21 protein-coding genes are annotated in these 21,449 nt (G+C 68.1%); 9 read left to right on the forward strand and 12 right to left on the reverse strand.

What is annotated here, in order from left to right; translation table 11 throughout:
* Nucleotides 1-49 precede the first annotated feature (49 nt).
* The gene (locus tag ACPEH1_RS04245) at nucleotides 50-1,309 is read right to left on the reverse strand and encodes a DUF418 domain-containing protein (RefSeq protein WP_153165238.1); all 1,260 of its coding nucleotides are present in this window, start codon (nucleotides 1,307-1,309) and stop codon (nucleotides 50-52) included.
* Between the two features lie 88 nt (nucleotides 1,310-1,397).
* Nucleotides 1,398-1,877, reverse strand: coding sequence for an FKBP-type peptidyl-prolyl cis-trans isomerase (locus tag ACPEH1_RS04250; protein WP_026070739.1), 480 nt, complete (start codon nucleotides 1,875-1,877; stop codon nucleotides 1,398-1,400).
* A gap of 110 nt (nucleotides 1,878-1,987) precedes the next feature.
* Between ACPEH1_RS04250 and ACPEH1_RS04255 the strand changes: the two genes are divergently transcribed.
* The 3 genes from ACPEH1_RS04255 (at nucleotide 1,988) to ACPEH1_RS04265 (ending at nucleotide 5,017) form a co-directional block, all read left to right on the forward strand.
* Nucleotides 1,988-2,530, forward strand: coding sequence for a C40 family peptidase (locus tag ACPEH1_RS04255; protein WP_026070738.1), 543 nt, complete (start codon nucleotides 1,988-1,990; stop codon nucleotides 2,528-2,530).
* Between the two features lie 131 nt (nucleotides 2,531-2,661).
* Nucleotides 2,662-3,432, forward strand: coding sequence for a C40 family peptidase (locus ACPEH1_RS04260; protein ID WP_017355805.1), 771 nt, complete (start codon nucleotides 2,662-2,664; stop codon nucleotides 3,430-3,432).
* Nucleotides 3,433-3,679: 247 nt separating this feature from the next.
* Entirely contained in the window at nucleotides 3,680-5,017 is a 1,338-nt protein-coding gene (locus tag ACPEH1_RS04265) for a sigma-54 interaction domain-containing protein (RefSeq protein WP_136003171.1), read from the forward strand.
* A gap of 19 nt (nucleotides 5,018-5,036) precedes the next feature.
* On the opposite strand, the gene ACPEH1_RS04270 is transcribed toward ACPEH1_RS04265, so the two are convergent.
* The 7 genes from ACPEH1_RS04270 to ACPEH1_RS04300 all read right to left on the reverse strand — a co-directional run bounded on the left by ACPEH1_RS04270 (nucleotide 5,037) and on the right by ACPEH1_RS04300 (nucleotide 12,337).
* Nucleotides 5,037-6,347 carry a hypothetical protein gene (locus tag ACPEH1_RS04270; RefSeq protein WP_423715317.1) on the reverse strand — a complete coding sequence of 437 codons (1,311 nt, stop codon included), beginning with the start codon at nucleotides 6,345-6,347 and terminating at the stop codon, nucleotides 5,037-5,039.
* Nucleotides 6,348-6,392: 45 nt separating this feature from the next.
* Nucleotides 6,393-7,154: a hypothetical protein gene (locus ACPEH1_RS04275; protein WP_423715318.1), complete on the reverse strand. Its 762-nt coding sequence runs from the start codon at nucleotides 7,152-7,154 to the stop codon at nucleotides 6,393-6,395.
* A 9-nt stretch (nucleotides 7,155-7,163) separates the two neighbouring features.
* Nucleotides 7,164-7,874 (reverse strand): C39 family peptidase, encoded by a 711-nt coding sequence (locus tag ACPEH1_RS04280; RefSeq protein WP_136003169.1) that lies wholly within the window; start codon nucleotides 7,872-7,874, stop codon nucleotides 7,164-7,166.
* 134 nt (nucleotides 7,875-8,008) lie between these two features.
* Nucleotides 8,009-9,442, reverse strand: coding sequence for an adhesin (locus ACPEH1_RS04285; RefSeq protein WP_136003168.1), 1,434 nt, complete (start codon nucleotides 9,440-9,442; stop codon nucleotides 8,009-8,011).
* Nucleotides 9,443-9,486: 44 nt separating this feature from the next.
* The gene (locus ACPEH1_RS04290) at nucleotides 9,487-10,125 is read right to left on the reverse strand and encodes a hypothetical protein (protein ID WP_423715320.1); all 639 of its coding nucleotides are present in this window, start codon (nucleotides 10,123-10,125) and stop codon (nucleotides 9,487-9,489) included.
* Nucleotides 10,122-10,652 (reverse strand): hypothetical protein, encoded by a 531-nt coding sequence (locus ACPEH1_RS04295; RefSeq protein ID WP_136003167.1) that lies wholly within the window; start codon nucleotides 10,650-10,652, stop codon nucleotides 10,122-10,124. Before ACPEH1_RS04295 ends, ACPEH1_RS04290 begins: the two co-directional genes overlap by 4 nt.
* A 356-nt stretch (nucleotides 10,653-11,008) precedes the next feature.
* Nucleotides 11,009-12,337 carry a dicarboxylate/amino acid:cation symporter gene (locus tag ACPEH1_RS04300; protein WP_017355798.1) on the reverse strand — a complete coding sequence of 443 codons (1,329 nt, stop codon included), beginning with the start codon at nucleotides 12,335-12,337 and terminating at the stop codon, nucleotides 11,009-11,011.
* 149 nt (nucleotides 12,338-12,486) lie between these two features.
* Between ACPEH1_RS04300 and ACPEH1_RS04305 the strand changes: the two genes are divergently transcribed.
* The 5 genes from ACPEH1_RS04305 (at nucleotide 12,487) to ACPEH1_RS04325 (ending at nucleotide 17,288) form a co-directional block, all read left to right on the forward strand.
* Nucleotides 12,487-14,199, forward strand: coding sequence for an alkaline phosphatase (locus ACPEH1_RS04305; RefSeq protein ID WP_017355797.1), 1,713 nt, complete (start codon nucleotides 12,487-12,489; stop codon nucleotides 14,197-14,199).
* A complete protein-coding gene (locus ACPEH1_RS04310) occupies nucleotides 14,199-14,768 on the forward strand; it encodes a WG repeat-containing protein (RefSeq protein ID WP_229296536.1) in 570 nt (189 codons plus the stop codon). Before ACPEH1_RS04305 ends, ACPEH1_RS04310 begins: the two co-directional genes overlap by 1 nt.
* 68 nt (nucleotides 14,769-14,836) lie before the next feature.
* Entirely contained in the window at nucleotides 14,837-16,123 is a 1,287-nt protein-coding gene (tilS, locus tag ACPEH1_RS04315) for a tRNA lysidine(34) synthetase TilS (protein ID WP_243746275.1), read from the forward strand.
* Nucleotides 16,124-16,159: 36 nt separating this feature from the next.
* Nucleotides 16,160-16,420: an exodeoxyribonuclease VII small subunit gene (locus ACPEH1_RS04320; RefSeq protein WP_136003164.1), complete on the forward strand. Its 261-nt coding sequence runs from the start codon at nucleotides 16,160-16,162 to the stop codon at nucleotides 16,418-16,420.
* Nucleotides 16,410-17,288 carry a polyprenyl synthetase family protein gene (locus tag ACPEH1_RS04325; RefSeq protein ID WP_017355124.1) on the forward strand — a complete coding sequence of 293 codons (879 nt, stop codon included), beginning with the start codon at nucleotides 16,410-16,412 and terminating at the stop codon, nucleotides 17,286-17,288. The genes ACPEH1_RS04320 and ACPEH1_RS04325 overlap by 11 nt, the downstream gene beginning before the upstream one ends.
* Before the next feature lie 108 nt (nucleotides 17,289-17,396).
* Here ACPEH1_RS04325 and ACPEH1_RS04330 read toward each other — a convergent pair whose 3' ends face one another.
* Complete coding sequence (locus ACPEH1_RS04330; RefSeq protein WP_423715321.1) at nucleotides 17,397-17,780, reverse strand: DUF4870 domain-containing protein; 384 nt, start codon at nucleotides 17,778-17,780, stop codon at nucleotides 17,397-17,399.
* Between the two features lie 75 nt (nucleotides 17,781-17,855).
* Nucleotides 17,856-19,223: a metalloprotease PmbA gene (gene pmbA / locus ACPEH1_RS04335; RefSeq protein WP_136003162.1), complete on the reverse strand. Its 1,368-nt coding sequence runs from the start codon at nucleotides 19,221-19,223 to the stop codon at nucleotides 17,856-17,858.
* Between the two features lie 68 nt (nucleotides 19,224-19,291).
* Between pmbA and yjgA the strand changes: the two genes are divergently transcribed.
* Nucleotides 19,292-19,903, forward strand: coding sequence for a ribosome biogenesis factor YjgA (yjgA, locus tag ACPEH1_RS04340; protein ID WP_136003161.1), 612 nt, complete (start codon nucleotides 19,292-19,294; stop codon nucleotides 19,901-19,903).
* 80 nt (nucleotides 19,904-19,983) lie between these two features.
* Here the strand turns inward: yjgA and tldD are convergent, their stop codons facing one another.
* The gene (gene tldD / locus ACPEH1_RS04345; RefSeq protein ID WP_017355120.1) at nucleotides 19,984-21,429 is read right to left on the reverse strand and encodes a metalloprotease TldD; all 1,446 of its coding nucleotides are present in this window, start codon (nucleotides 21,427-21,429) and stop codon (nucleotides 19,984-19,986) included.
* Between the last annotated feature and the right edge of the window lie 20 nt (nucleotides 21,430-21,449).

Here is a 21,449-nt window from a genome sequence, read left to right on the forward strand (position 1 = left end):
CCCCGAGCATGCCACGCCCGGCCGCGAGCCATGCGTGACGATACCGGGCTCACGCGCGCGCGTCGCCTCGGCGCAGGGGCGGCCACTGCAGGTAGGTCATGGCGCGCCACACCCATTCCAGCGGACCGAAACGGAAGTGCCGCAGCCACCAATGGCTGACGAGTACCTGCACGCCGAACAACGCCAGCGCGAACGGCACCTGCCACAGCCGCGGCACCTGCTCGAACAGGCCCAGGCCGTATCCGTAGAAGATCCACGTGCAGACCAGCGACTGGCCGATGTAGTGGGTGAGCGCCATCCGCCCCACCGGCGCCAGCCAGTGCAGCCGATCGCGCACGCGCACGACCCAGGCCAGGTAGCCCAGGCACATCAGCAGGCTGGCCACCGACGACAGCGCGTAGGCCGCCCCACTGGCCGGCGTGAATGTGCCCGGCGCCAGATACGGCACCCAGTACGCACTCACCAGCATCAGCGCCAGCCCCACCGGCAGCGCGACCCAGCGCAGCGCCGCGTACAGGCCGGCGAAACGTGCCGGCTCGGCCAGTGCGCCGCTGCGCGCGAACCAGCTGCCGATCAGGAACATGCCCAGCACTTCCGGCCCGACGATCATGATGCCCGACAGCATCGCGCCAAGGTCGCTGAAACGCTGCGCGACGGCCTGGCTCCAACTGCCGTAGCCATACGCCTGCCGCTGCAGTTCGATGGTCTGCTGGGCCTGCAGCATCGCTTCGCGCGTCTGCCCGCCCGGATCGCCACTGGCAACCAATGCGCCCATCAGCGCGCCCATCAGCAGCAAGAGCACGGCCGCAAGCAGGTAGCTGCCCACACCCATCACCGGCAGCCAGCTGCGCGGCGCCTCGCGGCAGGCCAGCAGCGGCAGCGAGATCAACGCGTACATCACCAGGATGTCGCCGGACCACACCAGCAGTGCATGGCACAGGCCGATCAGCAGCAGCGCGGCGCTGCGACGCAGGTAGAAGGGGGTGAATTCGCGGCCGGCGGCCGCCGCACGCTGCGCCATCACCGAGAAGCCGGCGCCGAACAGCAGCGAGAACAGGGTGAAGAATTTGCCCTGGACGAGCACGTAAATGGCCGCGTCGGTCCAGTAGTCGGCACCCTGCCAGTGCGGATCGATGCTGGTGAAGGACAGATCCAGCGGACCGCTGAGCGCTTCGATGTTCATCAGCAGAATGCCCAGCAGGGCGAAACCGCGCAGGATGTCGATCACCGCGATGCGCTCGCCGGCACCGATCGGCTGCAAGGAAGGAGCGGCTGCGTTCACGGGCGTTCCGGGGGCAAGGGCGGACAGTATGGCGCCGCAGACGCGGCATGGCGGCGCCGCAGACGCAGACGGCCCGCCGAAGCGGGCCGTTGCGGTACAGCGCGTTGGCGGAAAATCAGTGCTGGTGGCCGCCGTCGCCGTGCACGTGGCCGTGCTCGATTTCTTCCTTGCTGGCTTCGCGCACTTCAACGATCTCCACATCGAAGTGCAGATCCTTGCCGGCCATCGGGTGGTTCAGGTCGACGTCGACCACGCTCATGCCGACCTTCTGCACGGTGACCGCGCGCGGGCCGAAGTTGGTCTGCAGCACGACCTGCTGGCCCGGCACCAGACGGGTGGTACCGAAGTGCTTCTTGGGCACGCGCTGGCTCAGGCCGTCACGGCGCTCGCCGTAGGCATCGGCCGCCTTCACGTCGACGGCGAAGGTCGCGCCGGCTTCCTTGTCCATCATGGCGTTTTCCAGGCCCGGGATGATGTTGCCGTGGCCGATCAGGATCGCCAGCGGATCACGATCCCTGGAGCTCTCGATCGGCTCCTGGCCGAGTTCCGAGACGGTGTAATGGAAACGGACGACGCGGTCTTTTTCGATCTTCATGCGCAACTCTGTCTGGGACTGCCATCGGGCAGACGGGTGAGGCGGGTTGTCGCCCGCCGGATACGCCGCCATGATGACGGCCATCTAAGGTGGCGCATTATCCGGACAACATGCAGCTGACGCCAGTTTCGCCCGCAACCCGCCTGCCCGTCCGCCGGGCGCTGGCCCTGCTCGCGGTCGCCCTGCTCGCCGGTTGCGGTGGCGGCAAGGCGGTCCGTCCCTCGTCCCCGCCCGCCGCCAGCCAGGTCTGGCCCACAGTGGCACCGAGCGACCCGGCGGCGGCCAACGCCGTGCTGATGCGCGCCATCGGTCTGGTCGGCACCCCGTATCGCTACGGCGGCAACACGCCCGAGTCCGGCTTCGACTGCAGCGGCCTGGTCGCCTACGTGTACAGGGAAATGCTGGACCTGCGCCTGCCGCGCACCTCGCGCGACCTGGCTGCGGTCCAAGGGCCGAAGATCGACCCGCAGCGGCTGGCGCCGGGCGATCTGGTCTTCTTCGGAAGCCGCGGCAGCGTCTCGCACGTCGGCATCTATGTGGGTGAAGGGCGGTTTGTCCACGCCCCCAGCACCGGTGGAACGGTGCGGCTGGATTCGCTCGGTGGCGCGTACTGGAAGGACCATTACACAGGGGCGAAACGTGTCCTGCACTAAGCTGAACAGGGGCAAGGTCCAAATTTGTGACGAATATCACGCCAAGTAAAACGAAAATTTAACGGAATTTGTACCAAATCACAGGTCTTACACGGCATGATCACCCATCGTTTTTATTCAGTGACCGCCGCGTGACGACAGACGACCTGACTTGCAAAGGCCAGACCGCCGCTTCCCGGCGAAGCGCCCGACCCGCCCTCCTCGCTTTCGCGCTCTGCCTGGCCAGCCTTCCGGCCTGGGCCCAGACCGCTCCGACGACCGGCTCCGAGGCTGCTGCACCCGCCGTCACCGCTACCCCCGATTCCACCGCGCCGGCCCGTCCCAAGGCTGAAGCGCCGGCCCGCAGCAAGGCCGATGCCGCTGCCAGCGCCACCCTCGCCGCCCTGCTTCCGCACCTGGCGGCCAACGACACCATTCCCCTGATGGACCGCTCGGCGATGGTCGCCGGCGATCTGAGCCGCCTGCTCGCCAACTACGACGCCAGCACCGGCGCCGTGGTCGGCAGCGCCGCCGACAACGGCAAGGTGCAGTCCCTGCTGCGCCGCGCGATGACCCTGCTGGGCACCCCGTACCGTTGGGGCGGCACCTCGCCGGACAGCGGCTTCGACTGCAGCGGCCTGGTCGGTTACGTGTTCCGTACCGCCCTGGGCATCGAACTGCCGCGCGTCTCGCGCGAGATGGCCCATGACGGCGAGGCCGAACTGATCAACGACCGCAACGCCTTGGCAGCCGGCGACCTGGTGTTCTTCGGCCGCAAGGGCCGGGTCGACCACGTCGGCATCTATGTCGGTGAAGGCCGCTTCCTGCACGCCCCCAGCACCGGCAAGGACGTCCGTGTGGACAGCCTGGTCACCGGTTACTGGAGCGCCAAGTTCATGCAGGCCCGTCGCGTCGAGCTCTGAGCCTGCCGCCACCGCCCGCCGGGAAAGCCGCTGCCTTGCAGCGGCTTTTTTTTGGTTTCCGAACCGGCCCTTGCCGCTGGCCGGTACCGCCGCCAACCGGCGTTGTTCCTTCTGTCGTGCAGGCATTCTTCGCTGGCGATCTCCCCGTGCCAAACGCCGGGGAGTAGCGGACCGGGCGTGGGGCGGCACGTTCGGAGCACCCGTCCAGGACCTGATGCCGCCCCTGTTCTTCTCGACAAGGTGACGCATGGCGGCAGTCCCTGAATTCCCGGCCCGGTGTGTGATCTGGTTTGGGCGCCCCCTGGCCAACGAACGTGCCGCGCTGGCGGCGGCAGGCTGGCAGGTCCGGGGCGTGGCGCCCGAGCAGTGCGCCAGCATCGGCATGCGTGGCAGCGACCAGATCGTCGGTCTGCTCGACCTGCGCGATGGCGTGCCGGCCCAACTGGCCCCTCTGCAGCAGTTGCTGGTGGAGCATCGCCACATGAGCCTGCTGGCGATCGTTCCCTCCACCGGGCTGCCCCCCTCGCCGGCCGTGGACGCGCTGCTGGAGGCCTGCGTGGCCACCTATCGTGCCCCGGTGGACATGCCGCACCTGGTGCTGCGCCTGCAGGAACTCGCCGACGGCGACGGCGCGCGCAGCGGACCCGGTCCACAGGCACTGATCGGCGACAGTGCGGTGCTGCAGGTCACCCGCGCGGCGCTGCGCAAGTTCGCGCCGGTGGAGCTGCCGGTGCTGATCACCGGCGAAACCGGTACTGGCAAGGAACTGGCCGCGCAGGCGTTGCATGCGTTGTCGCCCCGCCACGCGCACCCGTTCATGGCGGTCAACTGCGGGGCCATCCCGGCCGCCCTGGTGCAGTCGGAACTGTTCGGGCACGAGCGCGGTGCCTTCACGGGCGCGGCAGCGCGGCGGCTCGGCCTGTTCGAAACCGCCAATGGCGGCACGGTGCTGCTGGATGAGATCGGAGACCTGCCGTTGGACGCACAGACCAGCCTGCTGCGTGTGCTGCAGGAAGGCACGGTCGAACGCGTGGGCAGCAACCGCCCGCTGGCCGTGGACGTGCGCGTGCTTGCCGCCACCCATGTGGATCTGGAAACGGCGGTGGAACAGGGCCGGTTCCGCCGCGATCTGTTCTACCGGCTCAACGTGCTGCGGCTGCCGTTGCCCCCCCTGCGCGAGCGCGGCAGCGACATCGTGCTGCTGGCCCGTCACTTCCTGGACAGCTTCCGCCACCGCCATGCCACCCGCGCGCGCGGCTTCAGCGCCGACGCATTGCGTGCGCTTGAGCGCTTCCACTGGCCGGGCAATGTCCGCGAGCTGCTCAACCGCGTGCAGCGCGCGGCGATCGTCGCCGAAACCGAGCTGATCAGCGCCACCGACCTGGAACTGGGGCAGCCGCTGCTGCCGACCGCGCACCGCGGCCTGCACGACGCCCGCCAGGTGGCCGAGCGTGAAACGCTGCTGCATGCGCTGCGCCAGAGCGACTTCAACATCAGCGCCTGTGCCCGCACGATGCAGGTCTCGCGGGTCACCATCTACCGCCTGTGTCGCAAGCACCAGCTGGCCCTGCCGGAACTGCGGTAGGGCCTGGCGTCGAGATGCCTTACAGCATGTACGGCACCTTGAACGCCAGGGTGAAGTCCGGCGCGTCCGGCGTCAGGCCGATGCCGAGCAGGCTCACCAGCGTGGTGTTCTGATTGAGCGCATAGGTGATGCCGAGGTTGAGCGTGCCGGCATTGGCGTCGCTGCCGATCACCTTCAGCCATTGGCCGTTGCGATACCGCGTGGAGGCGCGCGCACTGAGTTTGTCGCTGAAGGAGATGCTGAGGCTGGTGCGCTCATTGAATGCGAAGGCGACGCCGGCACCGAAGTAGTACGAGCCGCCGAGCTTCACGTCGCCGGGGTTGACCGTATCCGGATTGGCATCGATGTCGTCGAAACTGCGCGGGAAGGAATGGATGTAGCCGATGTTGGCGAACAGGATCGCCGGATCGGCGGTCTTCACCGCCGACAGGCCGACGTTGGCCTGCCATACGCCATTGCCGGTGGGCTGCTGCTCGGGGACCGCAAAGCGGATGAAGTCGTCGTCATCGCGTTCCAGCACCTTCCAGTCCAACCCGTACGGCGCACGCCCGGTGGGCGCGGTGGCCCCCACGGTCAGCACCGTCTCCGGCCACCGCCCGTGTTCGGAAAACAGCTTGTAATTGGCGCTGACGCCGATATCGCCGATTCCGTTGCCGGTGGTTTCCTCCTGCGCGATCGCCGCGGCCGAGCCACCGGCACCGCCCTTCTGGAAGACCGTCTTTCGCGCCAGGTAGGGCACGTCCATGTTCAAGGTCAGGCGCGGGCTGACACCCCAGCGCGCGGCCAGGTTGTAGGTCAGCGTGTCGGACTCCACGTTCTCGATGGCGATGTTGCCGAGGAAGATCGCATCCAGGGCAAGGAAGCCGTTGAGGCTGAGCTGCTTGCGATCGTAGCGGGCGTAGGTGAGGCTGTTTTCCAGGGTAAAGCGACGGCTGAACAACGCGGCCTGCTGCTGCTTGACGTCATCCACGCTGCGCCGCGATTCCTGTTTGGCCTGCCGCGCCTCTTCGGCGCTGCTCGCATAGCCCTCCCCGCCCACCGGTGCCGTCGGTGTGCCGGCAGGCAGTGGCGGGGGTGCCGCAGCACCCGCCGCCGCGACCGGTGCGGTCTTGCCGGTCAGGCGTGCCTGCATTGCCTGGACCTGCATGTCCAGCTCGCGCAACCGCCGCACTTCCTGGGCGTAATTCGCCTTCAGGGTTTCCAGCTGCGCCATCAGTGCCTTCACGTCGGCCTGGTCGTTGCCGGCTGGCTGCTGCGCGTGCGCGCCCGCCGCTGCCATCAGTGCCAGCGCCGCCAGCGCCAGCGGTGTTGCCCGTATCGAAGTGTGCATTGCCTTGGCCCACGGTTGTGTTGTCGCCCCCTTGCCGGTCCTGCCTTACTGGCCCGGCCCCATGCCTACACCCCGTACCAGCGTCATCGCCTGGGCCACGTTCTGGCTCAGCGGGACGTTGTTGACCAGGGACTGCCTGACCAGATCGATCTGCAGGCGATTGCTCACCGCCTGGCCGTCGCTGCTGAGCGCGATGCTCTGGCCGACGCTGCCGTTGCGGATCCACTGCTGCACCGCGCCGGCGCCCTCGATCTGCAACTGCACCTTGGCGCTGTTGCCGTCCAGCTGGGCAATGGCACTGACCCCATCGCGCTGCAGTGAGGCCACGTGCGCGCTGTCGCTACCGGCGGGCGGCGCAACGCCGTCACGCACGGTCAGCCGGGTGGCATTGCTGGCCTGGTTGCCGTCGCCGGCGACCTGGATGGTCTGGCTGAGTCCGGCCACGTTCTGCAGGCCACTGGCATCGATGCTGCGACCGGTGGTGACCGGCAGCGGAGCATCGACGGCGGTAACGCTGACGCTGGGCGCGAAGGTGATACGCGGGGTGCTGCCCTGGGTGAAGTCCATGCCCAGTTTCAGCGCGCTCTGCGCCGACTGGCCGCCGGCGGTCTGCCACTGCGAGATCATGGTGACGCCGAACCAGGCCACTGTATTGCCACCGACGGTGTAGCGTCCCCGCATGAGGTTCAGTTCCGGATCGGGGATCTCGCTCAGTCCCTTGCCGGGCCGGCTTTCGTCGGCATGCGCCGGTGCCATGCCGAGCACGGCCAGCAGCACCACGCCGGGCGTCCACGTTGCGATGTTCATGTTGACTCCTTAAAACAGGTCGGCATGGGTGAATCCGAAGTCGACCAGTTCCGCGTCGGTGATCGGGCCCTGCCGGGCATACAGCGAACGCGCACTGGGCCGTTCGCCAGGCTGCAGCAGCACCGTGTTGCGATCGAAATCACTGCCGATCACGACAAACACGGCGCGCGACGGCCACGCCTTGAGAAATTCACTGACGGGCAGGCTGCGGTTGCCCAGGATCGGGTCGGCCACGTCCACCACATCGCCACGGACCTGCTTGAGGACCACGAAGTGACGGAACCCGCGTACGTCCATCAGCACCAGTCCAGGCACGCGCAGCGATCGCAACCGCTCTTCGTTGACGCGGTAGCCGCGCCCGCGCATGCCCATCGATTCCACATAACGTTTGATGTCCAGCAGCGAGAATCCGCGCTGGTGCACCAGTTGGGGGTCCGATACCCCCATCATCCCTTCGATCACCGTGCCTTCGTCCGCCTCCAGGTGGTAGGCGTAGCGCAGGATCGTGGCCAGCGCCGCCGCGCCGCAGCTGTAGTCGGTGTGCTGCCGCACGATGTTGCGGAAGCGCCGTTCCTGCATGCTTTCCACACGCTGGGTCAGCACCGCTCCATTGGGCAGCACGCCACTGAAGCCGACATCGCCGGCGCGTACCGCGCCCATCGGCAGCATCAGCAGCGACAACGCCCACACCAGCATCCAGATGCGAAAACGGTTGGACATTGCCTTCTCCGGCTCAGGAAGGAGCCCCTGCCCCGAAAGGGGGAGAAGGGACAGGGGCTCCCGGGGAGCCCGGCCATTGGCGGATGGCCGGGTTTGTTGCGCTCAACGCGTACTGCTTGCGAAAACGGACAGACTTACTCGCCGGTGCCGCCGCCACCGCCGCCGGTGGAGGGTTGCGCCACGGCCAGCGCCAGGCTGTTGGCCTGCAGGTTGCCGGTACCCGCCGACACGTTCACCCCGATGTTGCCGGAGGCATTGGAGAACGCACTGCCGGACAGGGCCGCGGTGTTGGTTGCATTCACCGCCACCCAGCGGGTGGTGGAGACGGTGCCGCTCAGGCTCGCGTACAGGTCGGCCACGCCCAGTTCGACGAACTGGCTGGTGCCGCTCTCGTCGGTATCGAAGGCGATACCGCCCACACCCTGGCGATTCGGATTCGCCGTCGCGTTCTGGATGTCGTTATCCATGTCGATGTGGCCCGTTGCATTGCCACTCGGATGGTCCAACTCGCCATTCCACGTATCCAGGTAGTAGTTGTCCTTCTGGTAGGCGTTGCCGGTACCGCTGTAGCGGCCCGCACCCACCGCGAGGGTCCCGCCGGCGACACGGCCGCGCAGGCTCACGTCCACGGTATCGGTCATGCGCTGCAGATAGCCGGCATTGCTGACGGTATTGCCGCTGGAGACCTGGTTGGAGCTGATGCTCGAGGTGGCATAGGCCGCGGTGGCCACCGAGGCGGCGAGCGCGTTCTTCTGCTCGTTGTTGTTGCCGGAGGTGGCATTGACGCCGATGTTGCCGGACGCACCGCTGAAGGCATTGCCGCCCAGGCCCGCCGCGTTGGTCACGCCGGAGTTGAGGGTGGTGTTGCCTGCGCCGTACTGGTTGACGAACACTTCGGCGTCGGCCATGCCGAAGCTGAAGGACGCATCAGCCGCAGACAGCGATGCGGCGTTGTCCTGGGCATTGTTGTCGCCGGCGGCAACGTTGAAGCCGAGGTTGCCGGACGCATCGGCGCCGACGTCATCGGCGATCGAAGCGCTGTTGGTCACCAGGCTGTTGCCCGCCATGTTGTTGGTGACCGACTGGCGGTTGTCGATGATGGCGATGGCGGCCGAGTCCAGGTCGATCGAGCCGGTGATCTCCGGATCGCCGGAGAAGTTGATGTCCGAGCTCAGACGCAGATCCTTCTCCAGGTTCACGTCCACGCCGTGGTTGTTCTTTTCCTTGCGCTCGTCGGCCTGGATGTTGCTGGTCTTGTTGACGTCTTCGTTGACCGTTACATCGCGGTTGCGGGTGACGTCTTCGTTGACGGTGGTGTTGGTGGTGGTGTTGGTGTTGCGGGTGTTGTTCCAGGTCCGGTTCCAGGTCCGCGAATCGGTGTTGGTGTTGGTTTCGGTGTTGGTATCGGTGTTGGTGTTGGTGCGGGTCTCGCTCACATTGTGCAGGTGATTGATGTTCGCGCTCTGGTTCTGGTTGTCACGGTCATTGCCCCAGCCGTTGGCGCCGGCCGTGGCCGATGCCGCAGCGATGGCGACTGCGAGTACGGTCCGCTTCATGGTGGTGTTCATGGTGCCCTCTCTCTCATCACAGACAATCGGGTGGATGTGACTACTCACGGGGTGGACTGCACCGAGATGCTCAGTTGATTTGCGGTGGCGTTGCCGGATCCCGCGATCTGATTGAGTTGCAGGACGCCGTCGAAACCCTGCAGTGCGGTCGCTTCCACCGCCACCCTGCGGGTTCCAGCCGGCCGGCCGTCGTTGACGGTCGCCTGCCCCCCTGCTGACGCGAGCGCACCCGACGCGGCCAGAGCCTCGTCGGTGGTTTCGCGTATGCCCTGTTGCGCCAGCGTCGCGGTCACGACGTTGAGCGTCGCGTTGCCGTTGCCGCTGGCCTGATTGATCGATGCGACGCCGCTGGCGCCGCGCAGTGCCTGTCCGCCGATGCTCGCGCTGGCATCCATCGGGCCGTCGGCGAGCACGCGGTCGGCGGTCTGGCGCTGCTGTGCCTGGACGGCAACACTGGCGCGCTGCCCGTTGGCGATGCCGATGAGGTTGGCCTGCTGGTTGAGATCGCCGGCCACCATGTTCACGCTCATCGCACCGTTGGCGCCGGCCAGCGCACGGCCGTCCATGCGGCTGTGGTTGAGGTAGGACAGCATCGCGGCGTAATCGTCGCCGGACTGCGCCGCGGCGACAGCCGGAACGATCAGCGCGAGCGCCAGCGCACTGCCCCGCAGCCAGGCGCTCATTTGCCGGGTCCGCCTGCAGGCTGGCCGAGCGGGAACTGCGCCAGCGCGCCCCGCACCTGGTCGCCGATGCCGCGCGTGGCATTGCCCACCGCGCCCATTGAGCCGCCGATGGTGTTGCTGAACTGACCGCCGGACAGCATGCCGTTGTCGGTGACCTTGCCCAGTGTGTTGTTGACGGTCTGGCCGGTCACGCGTTCGATCGTGGTCGACCCGTGGGCGGCGCCTGCGCCGGTATTGGACCCGAGCGAGGCATAGTCGTCGTCGCTGAGTTCATCCATCCCGGTCGAGGTGCCCAGCGCCTGGCCGACTTCGCGACGGGGCGACGGCTCGGCAATCAGGGCGATCCCGGGCGGTGCGGGACGATACGCCGGCCGGGTGGACACATCGCGCAGCAGCACGATTTCACCCGGCTGGGCCTTCACTCCCTGACGTGCGCCGGAGGCCGTGGCGGCCAGCGGCAGTACCATCACTGCGGCCAGCCACCAGGGGCTGAAGCGCGGTGTCCTGCGTGCGGCGATGCTGTCCATGGCGAACTCCCGAAAACATGCGCAGGGACATCGCAGCAATCGTGCCAAGTCCAGCAGGCCCGTACGACAAGGCCTTGCCGGCGTTCGCACGCGGCAGCCGCTTCATCGGTGTTACATCCGCGTGGGAAAATCGTTGCCTGAACGTGCGCGGGGACAGGCGGCGCGCCCCGCAGCGTCAACGGTGGCGGGCCTGTATCAACGCTGTTACACCCCCCTGATACACCGCGTTACGGTGCGTGGTCAGCGAGGAGAGAAGGAGCATCCATCAGATTCGGGCGGCAGGCGGTGTCCGCCCCACACAGACAGGGCCGGCAGATGCCGGCCCTGTGCGACGTGCCCATCCGCACGGTGTGCGATCAGGACGGGCGTTCTTCGCCCTCGTCCACACCCAGGTTGGTCGACGGGTTGTCGTAGACCGCACGATCCAGCAACCCGGTTTCCTTGGCCACCAGGACCGGCACCAGCATCTGCCCGGTCACGTTCGTCATCGTCCGCATCATGTCCAGGATGCGATCGATCGCGTACAGGTAGCCGATCGTCTCCAGCGGCAGGTTCGCCGCGCTCAGCACCACCGTCGCCATCACGACCGCCGTGCCCGGCACGCCCGCGGTCCCGAAGCTGCCCAGCACCGAGGCGATCAACACCACGATGTACTGCTCCGGCGTCAGCGGCACGCCCGTGTACTGGGCGATGAACACCGCGCACAGCGCCGGATAGATCGCCCCGCAGCCGTCCATCTTGATGCTCGCGCCCAGCGGCACCGCGAACGAGGCGTAGTCCTTGTTGACGCCCAGGTTGTGCGTGATCGAGCGCATCGCCGCCGGCATCGCCGCGAAACTGGACGAACTCACGAACGCCACCTGCATGCCCGGTGCAGCCCCCCGGAAGAACTTCAGCGGATTCAGACCGTGTGCCAGCAGCAGGCTCCCGTAGACCACCACGATGTGCAGCGCACAGGCCACGTACAGCGCCAGGACGAAATTGCCCAGCGGCAGCAGTTTCTCGAACCCGTAGCTGCCGACGAGCCCGGCGATCAGGCCGAACGTTCCCAGCGGCGTGATCTCCAGCACGAAGCGCGTCACCTGGATCATGATGTCGCTCAGCTGACCGGTCAGCTTGCGCGCCTCGGCCACCTTGTCGCCCAGCTTCACCATCGCAAAGCCGAGCAGGCCCGCGAAGAAGATCACCGGCAGGATCGACCCGCGCCCGGCAGCGAGCACCGTCTCACCGGCGGCATTCACCTTGGTGCCGATGCCGGTCAGCGCATAGAACACATTGGACGGCACCACGTCCATGAGCACCTTCACGATGCTCGGCACCTCCCGTGGCGTGTAGCCGTGGTCCATGCTCAGACTGAGGTTGCCGGTGCCCGGCTGCATCAGCGTGCCTACCGCCAGGCCGACGCACACCGCCAACGCCGCCGTGATGATGAACCACAGGAACGTCCGCCCGCCCAGCGCCGCCACCGACTTCTGCCCGTGCAGCGATGAAATGGCATTGATCACCGCGAAGAACACCAGCGGCACCGCAATCATCTTGATCAGCGTGACATACAGATCACCAAGCGGACCGAACCAGGTTTCCGCCGCCGGCCCAAGCAACCAGCCGGCCAGCGCACCCAGCACGAAGCCGCCCAGCACACGTTGCCAGAACGGAATCCGCAACCACGCAGAGACCAGCTTCATGAGCATTCCAGAGAGGATTTGACAGCTGGGCACGATAGCCCAAGCCGGCGCCCGGAACGAGGTGTGGATAGAAAATCAGCGTGTCATCGGCGTGCCTTGCGCCGTTCTGCATAATGAACGCCCGATTCACCTGTGAGATATGCCTGTCCATGTCCCGTTCCACGTCCCTGGTGGTGGCCATCGCCACCACGCTGCTGCTCGGCGCCTGTGCCACCCCCGCCTCCACCTCCCGCAACGGCCCGGCCGCCATCCAGGTCGATGTGCCGCCCGTGGCCCATCCTGCCGGTGAAACCCCGCAGTGGTGGTACCGCAGCGGGGCTGCCCGCGCGGCCGGCAACGGGGCCATGCAGGGGCGGGCCAGGAACGTGATCCTCTTCCTCGGTGATGGCATGAGCCTGACCACCGTCGCGGCCGCACGCATCTTCGAAGGCCAGCGCAACGGCAACCCGGGCGAAGAAAACCTGCTGTCGTGGGAGCGCTTCCCGGCCACCGCATTCAGCAAAACCTACAACACCGACTCGCAGACCCCCGACTCGGCCGGCACCATGACCGCCATCACCACCGGCGTGAAGACCCACATGGGTGCCATCGGCGTCAGCGCCGGCCAGCGCACCGACTGCGCCGACAGCCTGGACAAGGGACTGCTGACCTGGCTGCAGTTGGCCGACAGTGCCGGCATGGCCACCGGCGTGGTCTCCACCGCCCGCCTGACCCACGCCACCCCGGCGGCGACCTATGCCCATTCGCCCGAGCGCAACTGGGAAAACGATACCGACCTGCCCGAGGCCGCCAAGGCAGCCGGCTGCAAGGACATCGCCCAGCAGCTGCTGTCCACGTCGCGGTACGGACGCGGCCCGCTGGTGGCCCTCGGCGGCGGGCGCGGCGAATTCACCACCGTTGAAGAGCGCGACCCCGAGTACGACGACAAGGTCGGCCAGCGGCTGGACGGCCGCAGCCTGGTCACCGAATGGCAGCAGGCCCATCCGCAGGGCGCCTATGTCTGGAACGCCCAACAGCTGCAGGCTGCCGCCAACGCACCGGCAATCCTTGGCCTGTTCGAACCGGACCACATGCGCTATGAGATCGAGCGCAAGGACGACCCGGCCGGCGAACCGAGCCTGGCCGAGCTGACCCGGGCCGCCATCGCCAACCTGTCCCGCCACCAGGAAGGCTATGTGCTGATGGTCGAAGGCGCGCGTATCGACCACGCCAACCACAGCGGCAACGCCTACCGTGCCCTGAGCGACACCGTGGCCCTCTCCGATGCCGTGCGCGCCGCCGTCGACGCGACGTCCGACCAGGACACCCTGATCATCGTCACCGCCGACCACTCGCACACGCTGAACTTCGTCGGCTACCCGGCGCGCGGCAATCCGATCCTCGGCAAGGTCAAGGACAAGGGCGGCGAAGATGGTTCCGGTGCGCTCGACGTCGCCCGCGACGGCCTCGGCCTGCCTTACACAACGCTGAGCTATGCCAATGGTCCCGGCTACACCGGCGCCACCAACCAGCAGCCGGCCGGCCCCAAGACCTACCCGCACAACCCCAGCAGCTTCGAGGCGGCCAGCGGCCGGCCGGACCTGTCCCATGTGGATACCGAACACCCCGACTACATGCAGGAAGCACTGGTTCCGACCAAGAGCGAAACCCACGGCGGCGAAGACGTCGGCATCTGGGCGCGCGGCCCCGGCAGCAAGGCCATCCGCGGCACGATGGAGCAGAACGCCATCTATCACATGATCGTCCAGGCCACCCCGCGCCTGCGCGAGCGGCTGTGTGCGGCCGGCACCTGCGATGCCAAGGGCGTACCGGTGAACCTGCCGACGCCAGCGGCCTTCGAGCGCAAGGCCGGGGCGCCCTGATGACGGGCACCCCGCATCCGGCACGCCGCAGGCGCCACGCGCGGCGCCTGCGGCTGCCCGCCAGCCTGCTCGCCAGCCTGCTCGCATGCGTTGCAGCGCATGCCCAGGCGCCGGAGTGCAAGGTACTCACCCAGGAACACGGGCTGTGGATGCTGCCCGGCTGCACCCTGGAGACAGGCAGCCCCCGCATCGAGGAACAGACGCTGGCCCAGCTCGATTACGACGACGACGGACTGGCGGTCGTGTGGGCCGGCGACAGCTTCCATTACGTCAACCGGCAGGGCCGCACCCAGGCGGTCATCACGTGGGACAACGGTCCGGACCCGCTCGCTGAAGGCCTGATGCGCGGCCGCGTCGGCGCACGCATCGGCTACTTCGATGCCCGCCTGGGGCAGGCCTTCCCGGCCACCTTCGACTTCGGCTGGCCGTTCACCGACGGCATCGCGCAGGTCTGCAACGGCTGCCGCCGCGGCCCGGCCGACGCCCAGGGCCACATCCCGATGGAGGGCGGGGAGTGGTTCCACATCGACCGCCAGGGACGCCGCGTTCCCGCTCCCGCCACGCCATGACGGGCGCACATGGCGGCGATGACCGCCAGACCCGATACTGCCGGCCTGCCTGAGCCATGCCGGACCCGATGCCGATCGACCTGCCCGTTTCTCCCGACACCCCCACTCCGGTGCTGGTCGGCTTCAGTGGAGGGCTGGATTCGACCGTCCTGCTGCACTGGCTGGCGGCGATGCCCGCACAGCGCGCGGCCGGGCTGCGCGCGCTGCACGTCCACCACGGCCTGCAGGCCGCCGCCGATGGCTGGGTCGACCACTGCCGGGCCATCTGCGCCGATTGGGAGATTCCGCTGCAGGTGATCCATGTCGATGTGGCGCGCGACAGCGGCCAGGGATTGGAAGCGGCCGCCCGCAACGCACGCCGCGACGCCTTCGCCCATGCCCTGCGCCCCGGCGAGCGCCTGGCGCTGGCCCACCATCGCGACGACCAGGCCGAGACTTTCCTGCTGCGTGCGCTGCGCGGCTCGGGCGTGGATGGGCTGGCGGCGATCCAGGCCCATGCCGGGTTCGCTGCCGGTTCGGTCTGGCGCCCGCTGCTGCAGGTGCCGCGCAGCGCCCTGCTCGACCACGCCCGCACGCACGGCCTGCACTGGATCGACGACCCCAGCAATGCGCGCGACGATGCCGACCGCAATTTCCTGCGCCTGCACGTGATGCCGCTGCTGCAGCAACGCTGGCCACAGGCCGATGCCGCGTTCGCGCGCAGCGCCGCACTGTGCGCGCAGTCGCAGCGGTTGCTGGACAGCACCGATCGCGACGCGCTGCGACGTTGCCTGATCGCCCCGGGGGTGATGTCCATCACCCCGCTGCAACGGCTGCCTGCCGAGCGCCGGGCGCGCCTGCTGCGGCGCTGGGTGCGCAACAGCGGGTTGCCGCCGCTGCCGGCCGCAGGCGTGGACGCGATCGAGCAGGACCTGCTGCCTGCCGCACCGGACGCCGATGCGCAGTTCGCCTGGCAGGGCGCACGCATCCGTCGCTGGCGCGGTGAGCTGCACCTGCTCTCCGTTACCCTGGCCCTGCCCCCGCACTGGAGCGTGCACTGGGACGGGCGGGCAGTGCTGGCGCTGCCCGACGGTGGCCAATTGGCGCTGCTCGGCGCCACACGCCTGCCCACGCCGGTCCAGGTCCGTGCGCGGCGGGGCGGCGAACGCATCCAGTTGCCCGGCCGCACCCATTCACACGCGCTCAAAGACCTGCTGCAGCAGCGTGGACTGCCACCGTGGCAGCGCCGCCAGCTGCCGCTGCTGTTCCAGGACGACACGCTCGTTGCCGCTGGCGACCGGGTGATCGCCGCAACGCTGCAGCAGTGGCTGGATGAACACCACGCCCACCTGCAGTGGACGCCGGGCAGCGCGTGAATTGACCCCACCGGGCGCGCGCATCACACTTGCGGCATGCCCAAGAAGTCCCCCAACGAAACCTCCCCGGTCGCCCACTTCGAGCAGTCGCTGGAAGAACTCGAGCACCTGGTGGAGAAGATGGAAACCGGCGAGATGAGCCTGGAACAGTCGCTCAGCGCCTACGAACGTGGTGTGGGCCTGTACCGCCAGTGCCAGCAGGCGCTGGAACAGGCCGAACTGCGCGTGCGCCTGCTCCGCGATCCGGCCCAGCCGGACGCGGCCGACAGCTTCGATCCGCCCGGCCATGACGGTTGAGTCCACGTTCGCGCGATGGCGCGACCGCATTGAAAGCCAGCTCGACGCCAGCCTGCCTTCTCCGGAATCCTCGCCGCAGCGCCTGCACCAGGCGATGCGTTACGCCGTGCTCGGCGGTGGCAAGCGGATGCGCCCGCTGCTGGTCTACGCCAGTGGGCGGATTTTTGGCGCGGACGAACACGCGCTGGATGCGCCGGCCGCGGCGGTCGAGCTGATCCACGCCTATTCGCTGGTCCATGACGACCTGCCGGCGATGGATGACGACGCGCTGCGCCGCGGTCGCCCCACCACGCACATCGCCTTCGACGAAGCCACCGCGATCCTGGCCGGCGATGCGCTGCAGACCCGTGCCTTCGGGCTGCTTGCCGATGCCGCACTGCCGGCGCTGCTGCGCGTGCACTGCCTGCAGGCGCTGACCCATGCATCCGGCGCCGCAGGCATGTGCGGCGGCCAGGCACTCGACATCGACGCCACCGGCCATGCACAGCCGCTGGAGGCGCTGCAGCGCATGCATGCACTGAAGACCGGCGCGCTGATCCGCGCGGCCGTGCGGATGGGCGCGCTGTGCGGCGATGCACCGCAGACCGACCTGCTGCAGCTCGACGATTTCGCCAACGCGCTCGGCCTGGCGTTCCAGGTGCGCGACGATATCCTCGATGTCGAAGCCAGCTCCGAGCAGCTCGGCAAGACCGCCGGCAAGGACCAGGCACAGGAAAAATCGACGTTCCCCGCGCTGCTCGGCATGGAGGGTGCCAAGGCCGAACTGGCTGCACTCAGCGCGCGCATGCACGACAGCCTGGCCGGCTACGACGACCGCGCCGATGCATTGCGTGCCCTGGGACGGCTGGCGGTCGAGCGCAATCATTGATGTGAAGCCCGGCGATGCCTGGCCTTTCGTTACCGGGAAGAACACAAAAAAAAACGCCCGGCAGTGCCGGGCGTTTTCCTTGGGACCGCCGCGCGTGCAGCGGGCCGCTTACTTCACCAGACGCAGCGCGAACGGGTAGCGGTAGGCTTCGCCGTTGTTCGCCTTCACGGCTGCGATGATGCAGAAGACCAGATTCAGGATGCCGACCAGCGGCGCCAGCAGGCCGCCGATGATCACGATCATCAGCACGAAGCAGATCAGCATCGCGATGGTGATGGTGATCTGGAAATTCAGCGCTTCCTTGGCCTGGTCGTTGACGAATGCCTTGCTGCTGCCGTCCTTGTTGACCAGCCAGATGATCAGCGGGCCGATGAACCAGGTGAAGATGCCCAGCAGGTGCGCGGCCAGCGCCATCGTGCGCTGGTCGCTCGGCACCGGATCGGTGTGGGCCGGCGGCGGCGGCGGGGCGGTGACGTTGTCGAATTCGCTCACGTAAAGCTCCTTGTGCGGTAAGTGGGTAGTGCGCGGCAGGCTCCCCGCCTGCCAGGGCAGCTTGAATAGAATACGTCAATCATTACCGGCAACGGTCATCCGCCCGATCAGAATCGACCCCACGTGAACATGGGAGCGGCGGTCGATATCGGTGCCTACCGCTTCGATGCTCGCAAACATGTCCTTCAGGTTGCCGGCGATGGTGATCCCGTCCACCGGATAGGTGATCTCGCCGTTTTCAACGCGGAACCCGCCTGCACCGCGCGAGTAGTCGCCGGTGACGCCATTGACCCCCTGCCCCATCAGTTCGGTGACCAGCAGCCCCTCGCCCATCTGCCGCGCGATGGCAGTCAGGTCGCCCGCATTGGCGGTGACCTTGAGGTTGTGCACGCCGCCGGCATTGGCCGTGGTCGGCAGGCCCAGCTTGCGCGCCGAGTAACTGCCCAGCACGTAGCGCTGCAGGATCCCGTCGCTGACCAGCGCCGAGTCGCGGGTCGCCACCCCGTCGCCGTCGAACGCCGACGAACGCAGGCCACGGCGCAGCAGCGGCAGTTCCTCGATGCCGAACCAGTCCGGGAACAGGCGGGTGCCTGCGCTGTCGAGCAGGAAGCTGGCACGGCGGTAGAGCGCACCGCCGGAGACCGCACCCAGCAGGTGGCCGATCAGCGAGCGTGCCACCTCCGGTGCGTACAGCACCGGCATCTGCGCGGTCGCCATCGAGCGTGGCTGCAGCCGGGCCACGGTCCGCTGCGCGGCCTGGCGGCCGATCGCCGCCGCCGATTCGAGGTCCTCCCGGGCCAACGCACTGCTGTACCAGCCATCGCGCTGCATGCCGTCGCCGTGGCCGGCGATCAGCGCGCAGCCGATCGAATGGTGGCTGCTGCGCTCGCGGCCGATGAACCCGTGCGAGTTGGCGTACACCGACAGACTGGTCGCCGTGGCCGCCGAGGCGCCATCGGAATTGCTGATGCGCGGGTCGGCTTCGCGCCCGGCCGCTTCACAGGCCAGGGCCAGGTCCAGCGCCTCGTCGGCCCCCAGCGCCCACGGATGCCAGCCGTCCAGGTCGGGGAACGTGCGGGCCATCAGGGCCGCGTCGGCCAGCCCGGCCGCCGCGTCGTCCTCGGTGTGCCGGGCGATCGCGCAGGCCTGGGCCACGGTGGACTCCAGGCTGGCGTCCTGCAGGTCGGCGGTGCTGGCGCTGCCCTTGCGCTGGCCAAAGTAGACGGTCACCGCGATGCCGCGATCGCGGGTGGATTCCACCGTCTCGACCTCGCCCAGGCGCACGTTCACATCCAGCCCGCGTTCCTCGCTGCAGCTGACTTCGGCCTGGCTGGCGCCCAGCGCCCTGGCCCGCTCCAGCAGGCGCTGGGAGATGTCGGCCAGCTGCTCCAGGCGCTGCAGGCTGTCGTCGGCCGGGGAGACTTCAGGGGAGATCACGTTCAATGCTTTATCCTGTACGGGTGAGTGCCTGGCGCGACGCCGGGCACAGTTCTGGATGTGGAAATAAGACGATGCGCGGACGCGACGAAGAAACCGGTGAATTCCTTGATATCAGCCGCAGCCAGAACCGGCGCGACGCGCTGGATGTCCTGGCTCTGGGCGAAAAGCTGGTCTCGCTGACCCCGGCCCAGCTGGCCCGCGTGCCGGTGCCGGAAGACCTGCTGCCGCACATCGCCGAGGCCAAGCGCATCACCGCGCACATCGCCCACAAGCGCCAGCTGGCGTTTCTGGCCAAGCACATGCGCCGCGAGGACGACGCCGTGCTGGATGCGATCCGCGACGCGCTGGACGCCAACAGTGAGACCTCGCGCCGTGAAGTGGCCACCATGCACCGCGTGGAGGACTGGCGCGAGCGCCTGATGAAGGACGGCGACAAGGCGCTGGGCCTGCTGCTGGCCGAGTACCCGCACGCCGACCGCCAGCAGCTGCGCACGCTGGTGCGCAACGCCCAGGCCGACCGGGCCAAGAACAAGCCGCCGCGGGCCTACCGCGAGATCTATCAGGTGCTGCGCGGGCTGATGCTGCCCGCCGCGCTGGGCCTGGAAGACCTGAACGCGGCGGACGCTGCGGCCGACGCGGACGCGGACGGCGACACCGACGGCGACGATCGCGCCGACGACTGAGTCCACGCGCCCACGCGGCGGCGCCAGCAATGGGCTGGCCCGCGCGCGGTGTGGCGACAGGGACAGGCGCATCCGGCGGCTCAGGCCTGGGTGCCGCCCACGGTGATGCCATCGATCAGCAGCGACGGCTGGCCTACACCCACCGGCACGCTCTGACCATCCTTGCCGCAGATGCCCACGCCCTCGTCCAGGGCCAGATCGTTGCCGATCATGCGCACCTTCTGCATCGTCTCCGGGCCATTGCCGATCAGGGTCGCGCCCTTCACCGGCGCGGTGATCCGCCCGTCTTCGATCAGGTAGGCCTCGGTGGCCGAGAACACGTACTTGCCGCTGGTGATGTCGACCTGGCCGCCACCGAAGTTGACCGCGTACAACCCCTTCCTGACGGACCGGATCATCTCCTCCGGATCGTGCTGCCCGGCGCGCATGTAGGTATTGGTCATGCGCGGCATGGTCATGTGCGCGAACGATTCGCGGCGGCCGTTGCCGGTCGGCGCCACGCCCATCAGGCGGGCATTGAGCGAATCCTGCATGTAACCGACGAGGATGCCGTCCTCGATCAGCGTGGTGCACTGGGTCGGGTGGCCTTCGTCGTCAATGTTCAGCGAGCCGCGGCGCCCGTCCAGGGTGCCGTCGTCAACGATGGTCACGCCCGGCGCGGCGACGCGCTCGCCGACACGCCCGGCGTAGACGCTGGTGCCCTTGCGGTTGAAATCGCCTTCCAGACCGTGGCCGACCGCCTCGTGCAGCAGCACCCCGGGCCAGCCCGGGCCGAGCACCACGGTCATCACCCCGGCCGGCGCGGGGATCGCCTCCAGGTTGACCAGCGCCTGGCGCAGCGCTTCGCGGGCGAAGGCTTCCGGGCGCCCGTCGGCGAACAGATCGGCATAGCTGTAGCGGCCGCCGCCGCCGGCATAGCCGGATTCGCGCCGGCCGTGCTGTTCCACGATCACCTGCACGTTCAGGCGCACCAGCGGCCGGATATCGGCGGCCAGCACGCCGTCGCTGCGCGCGATCAGCACGGTATCCACGCCGCCGGACAGGCTCACCATCACCTGCTGCACGCGGGGGTCTGCCGCGCGCAGGTACTGGTCCAGGCGCTTGAGCATCTCGACCTTGGCCTCGTTGCCCATGCCGTCGATCGGGTCCAGCGCCGGGTACAGGGCGCGACCGGTGCCCCGCACCAGCGATCGCGCCGACTGCGCCCCGCCCTCTCGGGAAATGGCACGTGCGGACTGTGCCGCAGCGAGCAGCGCATCGCGATGGATGTCGTCGGAATAGGCAAAGCCGGTCTTCTCACCGGCGATGGCGCGTACGCCCACGCCCTGCTCGATCGAATGGGCACCGTCCTTGACGATGCCGTCTTCCACGCTCCAGCTTTCGCGCCGGGCGTGCTGGAAATACAGGTCGCCAAAGTCGATCCCCGGCCCCAGCAGGGTGCCGAAGGTGCGTTCCAGGCCATTGGCGTCCAGCCCGGCGGGCAGGAGCAGTCGGTCGTGGGCCAGCGAGAGTGCGTTGTCGGTCATGTCATCTATCTGAGGGCGCC

This window comes from Stenotrophomonas sp. NPDC077421, from assembly GCF_049545505.1.
Lineage (GTDB): Bacteria > Pseudomonadota > Gammaproteobacteria > Xanthomonadales > Xanthomonadaceae > Stenotrophomonas > Stenotrophomonas nematodicola.

Bases quoted from the DNA above. Each gene is read 5' to 3' on its own strand.
- ACPEH1_RS04250 (WP_026070739.1), bottom strand. From the start codon at position 1,877: ATGAAGATCGAAAAAGACCGCGTCGTCCGTTTCCATTACACCGTCTCG.
- ACPEH1_RS04255 (WP_026070738.1), top strand. From the start codon at position 1,988: ATGCAGCTGACGCCAGTTTCGCCCGCAACCCGCCTGCCCGTCCGCCGG.
- ACPEH1_RS04265 (WP_136003171.1), top strand. From the start codon at position 3,680: ATGGCGGCAGTCCCTGAATTCCCGGCCCGGTGTGTGATCTGGTTTGGG.
- ACPEH1_RS04270 (WP_423715317.1), bottom strand. From the start codon at position 6,347: ATGCACACTTCGATACGGGCAACACCGCTGGCGCTGGCGGCGCTGGCA.
- ACPEH1_RS04275 (WP_423715318.1), bottom strand. From the start codon at position 7,154: ATGAACATCGCAACGTGGACGCCCGGCGTGGTGCTGCTGGCCGTGCTC.
- ACPEH1_RS04280 (WP_136003169.1), bottom strand. From the start codon at position 7,874: ATGTCCAACCGTTTTCGCATCTGGATGCTGGTGTGGGCGTTGTCGCTG.
- ACPEH1_RS04285 (WP_136003168.1), bottom strand. From the start codon at position 9,442: ATGAACACCACCATGAAGCGGACCGTACTCGCAGTCGCCATCGCTGCG.
- ACPEH1_RS04290 (WP_423715320.1), bottom strand. From the start codon at position 10,125: ATGAGCGCCTGGCTGCGGGGCAGTGCGCTGGCGCTCGCGCTGATCGTT.
- ACPEH1_RS04295 (WP_136003167.1), bottom strand. From the start codon at position 10,652: ATGGACAGCATCGCCGCACGCAGGACACCGCGCTTCAGCCCCTGGTGG.
- ACPEH1_RS04300 (WP_017355798.1), bottom strand. From the start codon at position 12,337: ATGAAGCTGGTCTCTGCGTGGTTGCGGATTCCGTTCTGGCAACGTGTG.
- ACPEH1_RS04305 (WP_017355797.1), top strand. From the start codon at position 12,487: ATGTCCCGTTCCACGTCCCTGGTGGTGGCCATCGCCACCACGCTGCTG.
- ACPEH1_RS04310 (WP_229296536.1), top strand. From the start codon at position 14,199: ATGACGGGCACCCCGCATCCGGCACGCCGCAGGCGCCACGCGCGGCGC.
- tilS (WP_243746275.1), top strand. From the start codon at position 14,837: ATGCCGATCGACCTGCCCGTTTCTCCCGACACCCCCACTCCGGTGCTG.
- ACPEH1_RS04320 (WP_136003164.1), top strand. From the start codon at position 16,160: ATGCCCAAGAAGTCCCCCAACGAAACCTCCCCGGTCGCCCACTTCGAG.
- ACPEH1_RS04325 (WP_017355124.1), top strand. From the start codon at position 16,410: ATGACGGTTGAGTCCACGTTCGCGCGATGGCGCGACCGCATTGAAAGC.
- yjgA (WP_136003161.1), top strand. From the start codon at position 19,292: ATGCGCGGACGCGACGAAGAAACCGGTGAATTCCTTGATATCAGCCGC.
- tldD (WP_017355120.1), bottom strand. From the start codon at position 21,429: ATGACCGACAACGCACTCTCGCTGGCCCACGACCGACTGCTCCTGCCC.